The organism is Modestobacter lacusdianchii (assembly GCF_054177765.1).
The window spans coordinates 72,246-86,907 of record NZ_JBJJTJ010000012.1; the positions used below are offsets into that span (position 1 = coordinate 72,246).

The window sequence follows — 14,662 nt, forward strand, 5'->3', positions numbered from 1 at the left end:
GCCGCATGTCGATGAAATCCCCGGAGGGCGTTGCACCCGACGCCCCTCAGCTGGAGACCGCCGGCCTCTCGCCGGCAGCCTCGTTGTTCCACAGCCTGTCCGACCCCACCCGCCTGGCGATTCTGCGTCACCTGAGCCTCGGCGAACACCGCGTGGTCGAGCTGACCGGGCACTTGGGTCTGGCCCAGTCGACGGTCTCCAAGCACCTGGCGTGCCTGCGGGACTGCGGCCTCGTCGACTCCCGCCCACAGGGACGTGCGTCGATGTTCTCGCTGACCACCCGCGATGAGCTGCTCGATCTGCTGGCTGCCGCCGAGCGGCTGCTGGCCCTCACCGGCGATGCCGTTGACCTGTGCCCCACCTACGGAGCGGACAGCCGCGAGGAGACCGAGAACTGATGAGTGAGACCACGACGACCCTCAGCCCCGCTGAGACCGAGCGCCTGACTAAGCGAGGACTGCGCCTGGCGCAGTTCACCGTCGTCTACAACGTCGCCGAGGGCGCCATCGCCATCACCGCCGGCATCCTCGCGGGCCTGGTGTCGCTGATCGGCTTCGGCTTCGACTCAGGCATCGAGTCCGCCGCTTCGGTGCTGGTGGGCCTGCGCCTGGCCGCGCGGCTGCGCCACGGCGAGGCGGACGAAGCCAAGGAGCGCCGGGCCCTGAAAGCTGTGGCGATCACCTTCTTCGTGCTCGCCGCCTATGTGATTTTCGAGGGCATCCGCAGCCTGGTCGGCGGCGAGGAGCCCGACACCTCGATCGTGGGCCTGGTGCTGCTGGCCGCTTCGGTGATCATCATGCCGCTGCTCGCCCGCGCCAAGCGCCGCGTCGGCGAGGCCCTCGGGGGCGACCGGCTCATCCTGGCCGATGCGGCCGAGACCAAGATCTGCGTGCTGCTGAGCATCTCCACCCTCATCGGTCTCGGTCTCTACGCCGTTGTCGGCTGGACCTGGCTGGACCCCGTCGCTGGCTTCGTCATCGCTGCCTTCGCCATTCACGAGGGCCGCGAGGCCTGGGAGGGCGAGCTCGTCGAGGACGACGATGATGACGATGACGATTGAGGGTGCTTCGGCTTCCTCGGCAGCGGTGAGGGATCGGCCCCGGCGTAGCCGTCCCCGCACGGCTCGCCTGGGTATCGCCGCGACGGCGGGGGCTCTCGCGGCGAGCGATCTGGTGTTCAAGGCCGTGGCCGAGCAGGAGCTCACCGGTGGGCGGAGCATCCACCTGGGGCTGCTCGACCTTCGGCTGGGCTACAACTCAGGCGCCGCCTTCAGCCTCGGCGCCGGCCTGCCGAGCTGGGTGGTCATCGCGGTGACGGGCCTCATCACCGTAGGGGTGGCGGTCTTCGCCTGGCGAGCAGCCGCCGACGCCCCATGGCTCTTGCTCGTCGGGGTGTCAGCCGTTCTTGCCGGGGCTGCGGGCAACCTGGTCGACCGGGCCGGCGACGGTCTGGTGACCGACTACCTCCATACCGGGTGGTGGCCCACGTTTAACTTCGCCGACGTCTTCATCACCCTCGGCGCAGCCACCGTGGCCCTCGCCGTCCTGCGTTCTCAGCCTGCTCGGGATTCAGGAACGTAGGAGCGCCATGGCACCGAGTCTTGGGCACAGCCTGTCTCCCGTCGTCGATCCCGGCGCCGCCGGAGCAGGGCGAATGCTGCTCGATGCCAGCCGCACCTACCGCGGCGGCCCAGAGGTCATCGCTGCACGTCAGCGGTCCCGCCTGGCCGCCGCGGTGGCCTTCGCCCGTAGCCACTCGCACTACTACCGCGAGCTCTACACCGGCCTACCCGACCACATCAAGGACGCATCGCTGCTGCCGGTGACGACCAAAGCCACCTTGATGGGCCGCTTCGATGACGTCATCGCCGACGCACGGGTGAGCCGACAGGGCGTCGAGGACTTCGTCGCCGACCCGGCGAACATCGGCGTCGACTTCGCCGGCTCCTACACCGTGGCTACCACCTCGGGCACCACTGGGACCCGCGGGCTGTTCTTGATCGACGGCGGAACGATGAGCGTCGTCAATGCCATGGCCGCCCGCATGATCACCAACTGGCTGCGCCCGAACGACGTGGCTCGCATCATCGCCGGTGGCGCACGCATAGCCATGGTCACTGCGACCGGCGGCCACTTCGCCTCCGCTGCAGCAGCGGCCAGGCTGCGCCGCAGCAGGCGCGGAGCCCGCCGGGTCCGACTCTTTGCCGTGCAGACACCTCTGCCCGAGCTGGTCGCCCAGCTCAACGACTTCCGCCCCGCCGTGCTCGCCCCCTACGCCACCACCGCGGCGCTGCTGGCCACCGAGGCCGAGGCCGGACGCCTGCACATCTCTCCTGCCCTTGTCGCCCTGGCTGCCGAAACCCTCCCCGTCGACGAGCAGCAGCGGATCAAAGCCGCCTTCGGGGCCAAGGTCGGCAACTCCTACGCCGCCACCGAGTGCCCCTTCCTGAGCTACAGCTGCACCCAGGGCTGGCTGCACGTCAACACCGACTGGGTTCTTGTCGAACCAGTCGACGCCCAGTACCGCCCCACTCCCCCCGGCGAGCAGTCCCACACGGTGCTTATCACCAACCTCGCCAACCAAGTTCAGCCGATTCTGCGCTACGACCTCGGCGACAGCGTGCTAGCCCGACCCGCCCCCTGCGAGTGCGGCAACCCGCTGCCCGCTATTCGCGTGCAGGGCCGCAGCGCCGACGTGTTGACCTTCACCGCCGCCAACGGCTCAGCCGTCACCATCACTCCGCTGACCCTGTCGGCCACGGTCGACCGCATCCCCGGCATCGAGCTGGCCCAGATCGTCCAAACCACTCCCGCTGCCCTGCGAATCCACCTGCAACCCACGGCCAGCGCCGACTCAGACCGCGCCTGGCACCAGATGAGCACCAAGCTGACCATGCTCTTCACAGCCCACGGCCTCGAGATCGCACTTGAGCGTGGCGAAGCCCCACCTCGGCCCTCAGCTGGCGGCAAGTACCGCCTGGTCCAGCCCCTGCCGCCCCCGCCGCTCCCGCCTGGGCCCTGACCTTTCGCCCGGTATGTGAGGAGACGCCCATGCCTGTCATGTCGACCGCCGAACGCTGGTTCTGCCAGAGCCCGCCGTGGCGCTGGATCGCCGGCCGCCTGATCCTCGGCTGGGCGCTGCAGGGAGTGAGCCCGCGCGGCACGGTGCTCGAACTCGGCGGTGGAAGCGGCGCCATGGCGGCCGCGACGATCCAGCGCTATCCCGACTGCACGGTGACCGTCACCGACATCGATCCAGTCATGGTTGCCGCCACTCAGCGACGCTTCGCCGACAAGCCGCGGGTCACCGCCCGGCAGGCCGACGCGATCGCTCTGCCCTTCGCCGATAGATCGTTCGACGTCGTGGTCAGCTACCTGATGCTGCACCACGTCATCGAGTGGCAGCGGGCACTCGCTGAGGTCAGCCGCGTGCTCAAGCCCGGTGGGAGCTTCGTCGGCTATGACGTGGTCGCCACCCCGCTGACCGAGTGGGTGCACTGGGCCGACCGCTCACCCCACCAGCTGATCACCCAACAGCTGCTGGGACCAGCCCTGACACACGCCGGCCTTACGGCCGTCGGCGTCCGAGCGACGGGCGGTCGACAAGCCATGCGCTTCACCGCCAAGAAGCCGGACTGATCCCGCTCACGCCCCACATCGCAGGTCGCGATCGAGCCCCGTCGGCAACGAGAGGCGCACAGCCCAAGCAGGCCTCAGATAACCGACGAGCCGAGCCCGGTAGCTGCGAGCCAGGACCGGAGCCACACCATCACGGCGTCCCACCAGCCAGTGACGAGCAGGATTCCGAGGATGACCAGCAGCACGCCACCGACGCGCATGACGATCTGCGCGCGGCGGCGAGCGAGAGCTGAGAAGTTCAGTGCACGGCGGGCACCTAGCGCCACGAGCAGGAAGGGCACGCCGAGGCCCAGGCAGTAGGCCAGGCCTAGGACTGCGCCGCGGGCGGCGGAGGCCTCGGTGTAGGCCAAGGCGTTGACCGCCGAGAGTGTCGGGCCCAGACACGGCGTCCAGCCAAGACCGAACACCACTCCCAGCACCGGTGCACCGGCAAGCCCGGCCGGTGGCCGACGGTGGATGCGTGCCTCGCGCTGCAACCAGGGCAACAGACCCAAGAAGGCCAGGCCCATCACGATGGTGACCACGCCCATGACGCGCGTCAGCACCGGTGCCCACTCCAGCAGCAGCCGCCCGAGGCCCCCAAAGAGGGCACCGAAGGACACGAAGACCACGCTGAAACCGGCCACGAAGAGCAGGGCCCCGGTGATCACCCGGCGCCGATCGCCTTGTCGAACTGGTCGGGCAGAGGTTTGGGCGGAGGTATCGATACGCCCCGCCGTCGTCGTGTCCGTGAGCGGAGTTCCCGTCGTCGAAGGACCACGCCTTACCTCGGTGGTGGCCGACGCGCCGGCTCCGGTGAGCCCTGCGACGTAGCCGAGGTAGCCGGGGACCAAGGGCAGGACGCATGGGGAGGCGAAGCTGATCAGTCCCACCAGAGCTGACACCGCCACGGCGAGCAGGAGGGAGCCGTCGGTGACGATGCCGGCGAAGGTGGCGCCCAGGTCGCTCATGGTCAGCCGTCCTCGGCCAGAAGTTGGTCAAGGGCAGCGCGCAGTTCCTCTTGGGAGACCGCCGCGACGTAGGTCGCAGCGACCTGACCGCTGCGGTCCAGCAAGATCGTCGTGGGTACGACGTTGGAGGGGAAGCCTCGGAAGGCCAGCGCGACCTCGCCTCGAGGGTCGAACAGGGAGGGGTAGGTAGCCCCGACGTTGTCGATGAAGGACTGTGCCAGTTGACGCTGGTCCTTCACATCGACGCCGAGAAACTGCACACCGGCGTCGGCGACGTCGGTGTAGACGAGCTGGAACTCAGGGATCTCGATCCGACAGGGCGCACACCACGATCCCCAGAAGTTGATCACCACGATGTCTCCAGCCAGCGACGCCGAGTCAAAGGCCGCGCCGTCGAGGTACTCGCTGGTGAACGACGGCGCAGCCCGACGGGACGCGGCAGGGATCACTTGACCAGGGGGTGTGGCCTCGGTGAAGTCGAACTCGCCAGACCCTTCATCGCCGCTGTCGGGTGCAGAGCTGCTGGAGCAGCCGAGCAGCGCGGCCGAGACGGTGACCACGCCTGCGGCCAGCAGCGTTCGCCGGCTCAGTGTTACAGCTGCCATGAAGGACGCTCCTGTGCTACCGAGCCGCCACGACAGCGGCACCTGCGACGCCAGCGAGCTGGCCTGGCTAGCACGCTAACATCGCCAGAGATCGATAAAAGCGTGCGGACGACAGCCCGCGCGATGCGCCGATACCGCCGGTCGACGACCCCCTGCGCCCCTGCGGCCCGGAGCGGCAACGGGCTTGAGTCCCTGAGAAGGAGCTGCATGAGCAGGCTCTCCACCGCCTCACCTCACCCAGGGGCGCCAGCCCGCCAGGCCCTGAGGGGGCGGCTGTGACCGACCTGCGGACCCGTACGGAACGGCCGATGGCCGGCGTCTCCCGCGGCTCCGTGCTGAGTCGGTTCAGCCGGTGGATGGTGCGCCGCTGGCGCTGGCTGACGAGCATGCGCACAGCGGTGATGCTGCTGTTCCTCCTGGCGCTGGCCGCTGTTCCCGGCTCCTTGTTCCCCCAGCGCTCGCTGAGCCCGAGTTCGGTGGCCCAGTTCTTCCGAGACAACCCCACGCTGGCTCCGATCCTGGACAAGCTGGGCATGTTCGAGGTCTTCTCCAGCCCCTGGTTCGCAGCGGTCTACCTACTGCTGTTCATCTCGCTGATCGGATGCCTGGTGCCTCGCTGCAGGGAGCACCTGCGGGCCGCGCGAGCCGATCCCCCACCCGTGCCGCGACATCTCCATCGTCTCCCTGTGCACAGCACCGATCAGGTGGCGCTACCTGCCTCCAGCATCGCCGCCGGGGTCGAGGCCGACCTGCGATCAGCGCGGTTCCGCGTGGTTCGTCGCAGCACCGACACCGGATGGGAGATCTCGGCGGAGCGGGGCCGAATCAAGGAGACCGGCAACCTGGTCTTCCACCTCTCCCTCCTGGCCCTGCTGGTTTCGCTGGCCGGCGGGAAGCTGTGGGGATACGAAGGCAGCATCCTGGTCACTGAGGGCGACGGCTTCTGCAACTCCTTCCAGCAGTACGACCAGTACACCGCCGGGCCGCTGGTCGATGAGGGCACTCTCACGCCACTGTGTTTCGACCTGGTGGACTTCCGCGCCACCTACGAGCTCGATGGGACACCAGCGTCCTTCACCGCCGACGTCGGTGTGCAGGCCAAACCAGGAGCCTCCACAGCGCAGACGACCATCGGGGTCAACGACCCGTTCCGCTCCGACGGTGACCGGCTGTACGTCACCGGACACGGCTTTACTCCACTGTTCACGGTGACGATGCCCGACGGGCAGGTCTTCGCTGAGATCTCAGCGCCGTTCCTGCCCCGAGACAGCGCCACTTTCGCCAGTGAGGGCGTGGTGAAACTCCCCGACGTCGGGGACGGTCCCGGTGACGACTTCGCGCTCCAGGGCTTTTTCGCACCCACCGGCGTGATCCAGGGCGGTGTCCTCAGTTCGGTCGACGCGCGCCCCCTCGCCCCGCAGGTGGCCATCATCGGCTACCGGGGCTACCTGGGCCTGGACAGTGGCAGGCCCCAGCCGGTGTTCAGCCTGCCGCAGCGACAGATCGACGCGGGTGTGCTGACCGCGATCGGTGAGGCGAACCTCGTCATCGGACAGAGTGCGACGCTCGACGACGGCACCATCGTGCGTTTCGACGGGTTCCGGGAGTTTGCAGCCCTACAGCTGTCCAACGATCCAGGGCAGGTCGCCGTCCTCGTCAGCTCGATCACCATGCTGCTGGGGCTCCTGGCCACGCTGATGGTTCGCCGCGAACGAATCTTCGCCCGGATCACCGGCACCGACACAGACGCCGGGGACGGTCCCTTGACCACGCTGTCCCTGGCGGGGTTGGCGCGGGGCGGAGACGGCGAGGTCCATGATCGGGTTCACCGACTCGCCGCCAATCTGCTCGACGGTCCCCCGCTGAGCCAACGCCGGACCGGGCCGTGACGGCTCACCAGCGCGCCGCTGCCGGTTCACCCGGATTCGGTGCAGGCCCCTGCAGGCTCCCCCACCGCCGACCGCTCCACCTCTGCGCTGCCGACGTGACGGTGGCTGCCGAGTCGACTGACCCATGACCCGGGCAGGAGACAGAGGCGCTCCTGCCTTCGGGCACCGGAGGTCAACGCCGGATGCCCAGGCACGTCATCGGTGGACACCCGGCTGGGAACGCTCGCTCGCCGGCGTTCTCGCCGGGCTTCTCCTGGCAGGCAGCATGCCCCCGAGGTCGGCCTGGGTCCTGGCGCCGGGCGGGGCCGCTGTCCTCGGTTGGGCGCTGTTGGGCCTGCAGTGGCGCCAGCGCCTGGCGCTCGGCGTCCTGGCCGGGTCCGGCTTCTTCACCCCGACTCTGTCCTGGCTGACCGACTTTCACTCGGCCGGTTTCGCGGCTGTCCTCTTGATCGAGGTCGCAATCTTCGCTGGCGGGATCCTCCTGGCCCCTGTCACTCAGGGGCGCTGGTGGGCGCTTCCGGCGGCGCTGGTCGTGCTCGAGGCCGTACGTGCCCGCTTTCCGTTCGGCGGCTTCCCCATCCCGGGGCTGGCCCTCGGGCAGCTCGATGGCCCCTTCGCTGCGGCCGCACCCCTCGGCGGTTCCCTCCTCGTCGTCGGACTGGCGACAGGCGCTGGGGCAGCAGTGACTGGTCTGGCTGTGGCTCACCGGCGGGCCCATACGGTGATGGTCGTCGCGGCCCTGGCTGCAGTGAGCGCCGCTGGCGTCGCTCTTGCCGCGCCCGGCGACGCACCGGCCGGCCAGCTCCGGGCAGCCGTGGTGCAGGGCGGCGGCCCGCGCGGGATACCTGCCGTGCAGTCAGACGAGCAGGCAGTCACAGAACGGCTGTTCGACGTCAGCGATGACCTACCTGCTGAGCTCGACCTGGTGTTGTGGCCCGAGAGCAGCATCCTGGTGACGGGGCCGGTGGCCGACACCGCTGAAGCAGACCGGATCGCAGCACTTGCGCCTCGCATCGGTGCCACCGTCGTCGCCGGAGTGACCGAATCCGGTGAGCGGGCCTTCCGCAACGCTGCGGTCGCCTGGGCGCCCGACGGGGCCATGGTGGATCGCTACGAGAAGGTGCACCGGGTTCCCTTCGGGGAGTACATCCCGGCCCGGAGCTTGTTCGAACGGCTCTCAGACACCACCGCCCTGGTGCCCCGGGACGCCATTCCCGGTCGCGGCCCGGGACTGCTGGAGACGCCCGCGGGGCCGCTGGGCGTGGTCATCTCCTACGAAGTGTTCTTCTCCGACCGAGCGCGGGCCGCCGTGACCGCCGGAGGGCAGATCCTGCTCGTGCCGACCAACGCCGCCTCGTACACCACCGAGGAGGTGCCGGCCACTGAGGTGGCCGCAGCCCGGATGCGGGCTCGAGAGATGGACCGGGCCGTTCTGCAGGCCGCACCCACCGGGTACACCGCCATCGTTCTGCCCGATGGACGCGTGGCTGCACAGGGCGAGCTCGGCACGCCCGAACTTCTCACCGCCACGGTTCCCCTTCGGTCCGGCCTCACCCCCTACGCCCGGACCGGTGACTTCCCGGTTCTGCTGGCTACCGCTCTTCTTCTCCTCTTCGGGCCAGCCCTGCGCCTGCTCCGCCCTAGGCACCAGGCGAGAGGTCCGGGGCTCCTCCAGGTCGTGCATCACCGAGACTCAGCCAGCTGAGGCGACAGCTCACTCAGTTGCTCACGGTTACTCAGCCCGCCCGGTGATGGTGTGGCGGGCGCCTGGCTGGCGGTCACCGGCCCGGGCGCGTCAGTGGTCTGGGCGCGTCAGGGGGACGTTGTTGTCGTACCCCGCCGCTAACGTCGGTGCGTGACCCTCGTGCCGCTGACCGCCGCCATCTCGGCTCCGGTGCCCGCGGTCCGCCCCGCTCCACTGGACCGCCTCCCCGGCTCGTCCGAGGATGACCCGTTCTTGCGCCTGGCCGCCGGGTGGCTGGTGGGCCACCCCGGCAAGACCGCCACCGCCTACCGGCGCGACCTCGAGGCGTGGGCGAGGTGGTGCGCCCGACTCGGCGTCCACCCGCTCGCCGCTGAGCGGCACCACGTCGATCTGTGGGTCCGGCACCTGACCACCGAGCCCCAGCCCCGCATCGGGCGCCCCGCGTCCCCGGCGACGGTGGCCCGCAAGCTCTCGGCGCTGTCTGGCTTCTACGACTACGGGGTTCACGACGCCGGGGTGCTCACCCACTCCCCCGTGGCCTCCGTCCGGCGCCCCAAGGTCTCCGATGACTCGCAGGCCATCGGCCTGACCGCTGATGAGCTGCGCCGGCTCCTCGCGGCCGCGGCCGCGCACTCCCCGCGCTCGGCTGCCCTGGTCACCCTGCTGACCTTCTGCGGGCTGCGCATCTCCGAGGCCCTGGGCGCTGACCTTCGCGACTACGGCCACGACCACGGCCACCGCGTGCTGAAGGTGACCCGCAAGGGCGGCAAGACCGCGCGGGTGCCGCTGGCTCCCCCGGTGGTGCGCGCGCTCGAGACCTACCTGGGGGACCGGACCAGCGGCCCGATCTTCACCGCCGGCGCTGATAGGCACCGCTACGGCTACCAGCTGGCCTACGAGCAGCTGAGGCGGCTGTGCCGCACCGCCGGGCTGCCGGCCGGCGTTACCCCGCACAGCCTGCGGCACTCCTACGCCACCGAGGCGCTCCGCCTGGGCGCTGCGCTGCAGGACGTCCAAGACGCCCTCGGGCACGCCGATCCACGCACCACCCGGCGGTATGACCGCAGCCGGCACAACCTCGACCGATCCCCAAACTATCTTCTCGCCAGCGCGCTGACCAGCAACAACGCCTAGGTAGAGGGCACCGTGGTCCCGCCCCTGAAGATTTTTCCAAGAATCTTGGTCCAGGGTGAGGGATCGGTCCTGCGGGTGGACTTAAGAGGAACCAAGCAACGAGGCCTCGTTACTTGATGACTCGATCCGGAGACCGCGCATGAGCCAGTCACCCCACCGCGACGGTGGCCGCTGGGCTGCGCACGAGGACATACAACCCTCATCAGAAGACTCCGAAGACGATCATCAGCCGAGCTACGCAGATCGTCTCGTCGCCGCCGAGCGGGAACCCGACGACGACCGCCTCGACCGGATGCTCGGGGACGCTGACCTGCTGCTGGACCTCCAGCTCAACGCCTACGCGCCGAAGGTGTGGAACCCCGTCGCCGAGGAGTTCGCCCGCTACGGCCTGGGCGTCTTCCGGAGCTGGATCCGCCAGGGCCTCGTCTTCGGGATCGTCACCAAGGCCACCAACTTCGGCTTCCGCGACCTGCCCGACGGTCGGATCACCGACCCCGTCGAGGTCGAGGACCTCGCCTCCATGACCGTCGTCTACGCCCTGCACGACTTCCTGGAGAAGGTCCTCAAGCAGAACAAGTGGGACCCCACCCGGGGTGCCAGCCTCAAGACCTACTTCATCGGCCAGTGCAAGTGGCAGTTCCCCAACGTCTATAAGGAGTGGTCCCGGCTCCAGCGCCGCACACCGACGGGCGAGTCACTGGACTACTTGGTCGAGAACAACGTCCTGGCGCCGGCGCACGACAACATCGCCGCCACCTTCGACCGTGACGCCGAGATCCAAGAGGTGCTCAGCGCCGTCGACAGCGCCGAGGCCCAGTCCGCCCTCATCTACCAGGCCGAGGGCTACAGCCACGCCGAGATCGCGATGATGACCGGCTTGAAGGACGCCAAGGCCGTGGAGAACCTCATCGGCCGCTGGAAGCGGCGCCTGGCCAGTGAAAGGAAGAGCGCATGACCCCTCCCCGTCACAGCAGCGCACCCATTGGTGAGCTCATCGAGGCCTCGTCTTTGGGCAGCCCCCGCGCCCGCGCGGTGCGTTTCACGGTCAAGCCCGCCGTGGCGGCGTCTCTGGTGGCTCGCTCAGCGGCTCGGGGCCAGATGCGCACACAGGCCAAGAAGAAGCCCAAGGCCTGAGGGATCGCCGTCGGTCACGGACCTATGAGCCAGTAGGCGGATCCAAACAGGAGCCGTCCTTCACTCAGGAGGTACCCACCATGGCCCGAGGCCATCACCGCTCCGCGATCACCGGCCGCTACATCTCCAACGCCGCTGCGGCCCGCCACCCGCGGACCAGCGTCACCGAGAGCGGCGGCAACCGCAGCGCCGGCACACACCACCGCTCGGCGATCAGCGGCCGCTACATCTCCAACGCCGCCGCGGCCCGCCACCCCAACACCAGCGTGACCGAGGAGGGCTGACCCTCACCCTGACCAGCCGCTGGTAACAGGGCCCCCCGCACACCAATTGCGGGGGGCCCTGTGCGTCGATTTCTACCAGCCACCCCCGGAGCCGGCAGGCCGACGGGAAGCGACGCTCAGTCGCAGGGCACGGTGACCGCGACATGTTGAACGACTCGAGGTCTCCACCCCGAGCCTGCGTTCACCTCAGCTGCAGCAGGCGTCGGCACCCTCGGGGGTCAGGGCGGCGAGCGTCGCCAGGGTCTTGACGGGGCCGGCGAGGGCTTCGCAGCACAGCGAGTAGACGTTGCTGCGACCCTTGGGGGTGATCGTGACCAGGCCCTGCTCGCGCAGCGGGGTGAGGTGATGACTGACCAGGGTCTGGCTCATGCCTGTCGCATCGGTGAGCTCCCGGACGGTGCGAGCGCCCTCGGCGAGGAGCAGGAGCAGGTGCAGTCGGTTGGGGTCCGACAGCGCCTTCAGCTGGGGGGCGAGCAGGCGCGCACGGTCGGCCGGTGAGGTGAGCTCGCCGACGTCGAGCAGTCGCACGTCCAGGTCCTGCCGCATGCCCGCAAGTATGCCACACCATGCTTGCTATCAACAGTGCTTGTTGTTAACGTCGGTCGGCGTTGGGACGTGCAGCCGTCGATGTGAGGACGAGAGTGACCATGAGCGCCTACAGCACGAGTGATCTGCCGGTGGTGGTGATCGGCGCGGGCCCGGTGGGGCTGGCCGCGGCCGCGCATCTGCTGGAGCAGGGCTTGGAGCCGCTGGTCCTGGAGGCCGGCGAGGACGTCGCGGCCGCGGTGCGGTCCTGGGCGCACGTACGGCTGTTCTCCCCGTGGGAGTACGACGTCGACGCCGCGGCCGCCCGGCTGCTGGAGCCGACCGGCTGGGAGTCCCCCGACCGCACGCAGCTGCCCACCGGCGCTGAGCTGGTCGACCGCTACCTCGCGCCGCTGGCCGCGACCCAGCAGCTGGCGTCGCGGATCCGCACCGGCACCCGCGTGGTGGCCGTCTCCCGGGCCGGGGTGGACAAGACCCGCACGGTGGGCCGGGACGGGCGCGCCTACTTGGTGCGCACCGTGGCCGGTGGGCGGGTGGCCGACCTGACCGCGCGAGCGGTCATCGACGCCTCCGGCACCTGGGGGCAGCCCAACCCGCTGGGTGCCGCGGGGCTCCCGGCGATCGGTGAGGCCGACGCGCAGCAGTGGCTGGTCGGCCCGCTGCCCGACGTGACCGGGGCCGACCGGGAGCGGTTCGCCGGCCGGCACATCCTGGTGGTGGGCATGGGGCACTCGGCGGCGAACACGCTGTTGGGGCTGGTCGAGCTGCAGCGCAGCGAGCCGGGCACCCGGATCAGCTGGGCCATCCGGGGCCGCTCCCCCGCCCGCCTGTACGGCGGTGGAGACTCCGACGGTCTGCCCGCCCGCGGGCTGCTGGGCTCCACTCTCAAGGCCGCAGTGCAGGCCGGGCACGTCGAGCTGCACCGGGAGGTCACCATCTCCGACTTGACTCCGACCGGGGACGGGCAGCTGCAGGTGACCGGTACCGGCCGGGACGGCGCGCTGGCGCTGACCGTGGACGCGATCGCCGCGGCCACCGGCTTCCGGCCGGACCTGGACATGCTGCGGGAGGTGCGGCTGTCATTGGACCCGGGCGTGGAGGCACCGGCCCGGCTGGCGCCGCTGATCGACCCGAACTTCCACTCCTGCGGCACCGTGCCCCCGCACGGGCACCACGACCTCACCCACCCCGACGAGGGCTTCTACCTGGCCGGCGTGAAGTCCTACGGCCGCGCGCCGACGTTCCTGCTGGCCACCGGTTATGAGCAGGTGCGCTCCATCGCCGCCGCTCTCGCTGGGGACCTCGCGGCGGCGGACTCGGTGCAACTGAACCTGCCCTCCACCGGGGTGTGCAGCACCGACCTGGGCGACCGGGAAGCCGCCGAGACCACGGCCGCGGGGATTGGGTTCAGCACGGGCAGCGAGCACGGCTACTCCGCCGAGGCGCCGGCGGCCAGCTGCTGCAGCAGCACCCCGCAGCCTGTGACGATCGGCGCTCCGGCTTCCTCGAGCTGTTGACCGCCAGCGCCGCCAGCACCCCGCGCACCGGGGCAGACGGGCTCATCCGTCCGCCGCGGCGGGTGCTGGCGGCGCTGTGCGTCACCCAGGTCACCAGCTGGGGTGTCCTGTACTACGCGCTGCCGGTGGCGTTGGCCTCGATCACCGCCGACACCGGCTGGTCGGCCACCGGGGTGACCGCGGCGTTCTCCGCCGGGCTGGTGGTCTCCGCGGTCGCTGGCGTCCCGGTGGGGCGGTGGCTGGACCGGTATGGGCCGCGGCTGGTGATGACCGTGGGCTCGGTGTTGGCGGTGCCGGCCACCGTGGGCATCGCCCTGGCCCCGGGGTTCGGCTGGTTCCTGGTGGCCTGGCTCGTAGCCGGGGTCACGATGGCTGCGGTGTTCTACCAGGCGGCGTTCGCCGCGCTCACCCGCTGGTACGGGGCGGCCCGGGTGGGTGCGTTGACCCGGCTGACCTTGGTGGCAGGGCTATCGAGCACGGTCTTCGCCCCGCTGACCCACCTGCTGCTGGAGCACCTGAGCTGGCGGGGCACCTACCTGGCCCTGGCGTTGGTTCTGGCGGTGGTGACCGTCCCGCTGCACGCGCTGGCGCTCACCCCGCCCTGGATGCCTGCGCCCACCGACCGGGCCGCGGCCACCGACCGGGCGGCGCCGGCGGCGCCGGTGCGGGCCGTGGTCACCAGCCCGGGGTTCCTGCTGCTGGCCGGGGCGCTGACGGTGACCGCGTTCGGCATGTACTGCGCCAGCCTCACCCTGATCCCGCTGCTGACCGGGCGGGGCATGTCGGCGTCGCTGGCGGCGACCACGCTGGGGCTGCTGGGTGCCGGGCAGCTGCTGGGCCGGATCGGCTACGCCCCGCTGACGCGGCGCACCACCCCGACGGTGCGCACGGTCGGAGTGGTGGCGGTCTCGGCCGCCTCGATCGCCGCGCTCGCCGTCGTCCCGGGGCCGGCCGCGGTGCTGGTGGCCTTGGCGGTGGTGACCGGTGCGGTGCGGGGCACGGCCACGCTGCTGCAGGCCACCGTCGTCGCTGACCGGTGGGGCAGCGCCCGCTACGGCGCGCTGTCGGGTGTGTTCGCCGCCCCCATCACCGCGGCGGCCGCGGTAGCCCCGTGGGCGGGCACCGCGATCGCGCAGGCGCTGGGCAGCTACCCGGCGATGTTCGCGGTGCTGGCGGTGCTGGTGGCCGCCGCGGCCGGTCTGGCCACGATCAGCGGCCGCAGCTAGCCCAGCCCGGCCTAGCCCGGACCGGCCCGGTGGG

Annotated in this window: 15 protein-coding genes; 12 read left to right on the forward strand and 3 right to left on the reverse strand. The window is 70.4% G+C overall.

The window, feature by feature from the left end; all coding sequences use genetic code 11:
- The first annotated feature begins 5 nt into the window (after positions 1-5).
- The 5 genes from ACJTNH_RS11055 (at position 6) to ACJTNH_RS11075 (ending at position 3,638) form a co-directional block, all read left to right on the forward strand.
- Complete coding sequence (locus tag ACJTNH_RS11055; protein WP_458175532.1) at positions 6-398, forward strand: ArsR/SmtB family transcription factor; 393 nt, start codon at positions 6-8, stop codon at positions 396-398.
- On the forward strand, positions 398-1,060 hold the full coding sequence (locus ACJTNH_RS11060) for a cation diffusion facilitator family transporter (protein WP_458175534.1): 663 nt from the start codon (positions 398-400) through the stop codon (positions 1,058-1,060). Before ACJTNH_RS11055 ends, ACJTNH_RS11060 begins: the two co-directional genes overlap by 1 nt.
- Entirely contained in the window at positions 1,041-1,580 is a 540-nt protein-coding gene (locus tag ACJTNH_RS11065) for a signal peptidase II (RefSeq protein ID WP_458175536.1), read from the forward strand. The genes ACJTNH_RS11060 and ACJTNH_RS11065 overlap by 20 nt, the downstream gene beginning before the upstream one ends.
- A 73-nt stretch (positions 1,581-1,653) precedes the next feature.
- The gene (locus tag ACJTNH_RS11070; protein ID WP_458175538.1) at positions 1,654-3,021 is read left to right on the forward strand and encodes a phenylacetate--CoA ligase family protein; all 1,368 of its coding nucleotides are present in this window, start codon (positions 1,654-1,656) and stop codon (positions 3,019-3,021) included.
- Between the two features lie 29 nt (positions 3,022-3,050).
- A complete protein-coding gene (locus ACJTNH_RS11075; protein ID WP_458175540.1) occupies positions 3,051-3,638 on the forward strand; it encodes a class I SAM-dependent methyltransferase in 588 nt (195 codons plus the stop codon).
- A 74-nt stretch (positions 3,639-3,712) separates the two neighbouring features.
- On the opposite strand, the gene ACJTNH_RS11080 is transcribed toward ACJTNH_RS11075, so the two are convergent.
- The gene (locus ACJTNH_RS11080; protein ID WP_458175542.1) at positions 3,713-4,588 is read right to left on the reverse strand and encodes a cytochrome c biogenesis CcdA family protein; all 876 of its coding nucleotides are present in this window, start codon (positions 4,586-4,588) and stop codon (positions 3,713-3,715) included.
- A gap of 2 nt (positions 4,589-4,590) precedes the next feature.
- Positions 4,591-5,193 carry a TlpA family protein disulfide reductase gene (locus tag ACJTNH_RS11085; RefSeq protein WP_458175544.1) on the reverse strand — a complete coding sequence of 201 codons (603 nt, stop codon included), beginning with the start codon at positions 5,191-5,193 and terminating at the stop codon, positions 4,591-4,593.
- 275 nt (positions 5,194-5,468) lie between these two features.
- Between ACJTNH_RS11085 and resB the strand changes: the two genes are divergently transcribed.
- The 5 genes from resB to ACJTNH_RS11110 all read left to right on the forward strand — a co-directional run bounded on the left by resB (position 5,469) and on the right by ACJTNH_RS11110 (position 11,339).
- A complete protein-coding gene (gene resB, locus ACJTNH_RS11090) occupies positions 5,469-7,082 on the forward strand; it encodes a cytochrome c biogenesis protein ResB (protein ID WP_458175546.1) in 1,614 nt (537 codons plus the stop codon).
- Positions 7,083-7,335: 253 nt separating this feature from the next.
- Complete coding sequence (lnt, locus tag ACJTNH_RS11095) at positions 7,336-8,787, forward strand: apolipoprotein N-acyltransferase (RefSeq protein ID WP_458175666.1); 1,452 nt, start codon at positions 7,336-7,338, stop codon at positions 8,785-8,787.
- Between the two features lie 150 nt (positions 8,788-8,937).
- Complete coding sequence (locus ACJTNH_RS11100; protein ID WP_458175548.1) at positions 8,938-9,921, forward strand: tyrosine-type recombinase/integrase; 984 nt, start codon at positions 8,938-8,940, stop codon at positions 9,919-9,921.
- Positions 9,922-10,213: 292 nt separating this feature from the next.
- A complete protein-coding gene (locus tag ACJTNH_RS11105; RefSeq protein ID WP_458175550.1) occupies positions 10,214-10,876 on the forward strand; it encodes an RNA polymerase sigma factor in 663 nt (220 codons plus the stop codon).
- Positions 10,877-11,135: 259 nt separating this feature from the next.
- Positions 11,136-11,339 (forward strand): hypothetical protein, encoded by a 204-nt coding sequence (locus ACJTNH_RS11110; protein WP_458175552.1) that lies wholly within the window; start codon positions 11,136-11,138, stop codon positions 11,337-11,339.
- A 186-nt stretch (positions 11,340-11,525) separates the two neighbouring features.
- On the opposite strand, the gene ACJTNH_RS11115 is transcribed toward ACJTNH_RS11110, so the two are convergent.
- Positions 11,526-11,885 carry an ArsR/SmtB family transcription factor gene (locus tag ACJTNH_RS11115; protein WP_458175554.1) on the reverse strand — a complete coding sequence of 120 codons (360 nt, stop codon included), beginning with the start codon at positions 11,883-11,885 and terminating at the stop codon, positions 11,526-11,528.
- Positions 11,886-11,986: 101 nt separating this feature from the next.
- Between ACJTNH_RS11115 and ACJTNH_RS11120 the strand changes: the two genes are divergently transcribed.
- Together ACJTNH_RS11120 and ACJTNH_RS11125 are read left to right on the forward strand one after the other, a co-directional pair.
- Positions 11,987-13,402, forward strand: coding sequence for an FAD-dependent oxidoreductase (locus ACJTNH_RS11120; protein ID WP_458175556.1), 1,416 nt, complete (start codon positions 11,987-11,989; stop codon positions 13,400-13,402).
- Entirely contained in the window at positions 13,399-14,628 is a 1,230-nt protein-coding gene (locus tag ACJTNH_RS11125; RefSeq protein WP_458175558.1) for an MFS transporter, read from the forward strand. The genes ACJTNH_RS11120 and ACJTNH_RS11125 overlap by 4 nt, the downstream gene beginning before the upstream one ends.
- Positions 14,629-14,662: the final 34 nt, after the last annotated feature.

Excerpts from the sequence above, each read along its gene's own strand:
- ACJTNH_RS11055 (WP_458175532.1), top strand. The coding sequence starts at position 6 with ATGTCGATGAAATCCCCGGAGGGCGTTGCACCCGACGCCCCTCAGCTG.
- ACJTNH_RS11060 (WP_458175534.1), top strand. The coding sequence starts at position 398 with ATGAGTGAGACCACGACGACCCTCAGCCCCGCTGAGACCGAGCGCCTG.
- ACJTNH_RS11065 (WP_458175536.1), top strand. The coding sequence starts at position 1,041 with ATGATGACGATGACGATTGAGGGTGCTTCGGCTTCCTCGGCAGCGGTG.
- ACJTNH_RS11070 (WP_458175538.1), top strand. The coding sequence starts at position 1,654 with ATGCTGCTCGATGCCAGCCGCACCTACCGCGGCGGCCCAGAGGTCATC.
- ACJTNH_RS11075 (WP_458175540.1), top strand. The coding sequence starts at position 3,051 with ATGCCTGTCATGTCGACCGCCGAACGCTGGTTCTGCCAGAGCCCGCCG.
- ACJTNH_RS11080 (WP_458175542.1), bottom strand. The coding sequence starts at position 4,588 with ATGAGCGACCTGGGCGCCACCTTCGCCGGCATCGTCACCGACGGCTCC.
- ACJTNH_RS11085 (WP_458175544.1), bottom strand. The coding sequence starts at position 5,193 with ATGGCAGCTGTAACACTGAGCCGGCGAACGCTGCTGGCCGCAGGCGTG.
- ACJTNH_RS11105 (WP_458175550.1), top strand. The coding sequence starts at position 10,214 with ATGCTCGGGGACGCTGACCTGCTGCTGGACCTCCAGCTCAACGCCTAC.
- ACJTNH_RS11110 (WP_458175552.1), top strand. The coding sequence starts at position 11,136 with ATGGCCCGAGGCCATCACCGCTCCGCGATCACCGGCCGCTACATCTCC.
- ACJTNH_RS11115 (WP_458175554.1), bottom strand. The coding sequence starts at position 11,885 with ATGCGGCAGGACCTGGACGTGCGACTGCTCGACGTCGGCGAGCTCACC.
- ACJTNH_RS11120 (WP_458175556.1), top strand. The coding sequence starts at position 11,987 with ATGAGCGCCTACAGCACGAGTGATCTGCCGGTGGTGGTGATCGGCGCG.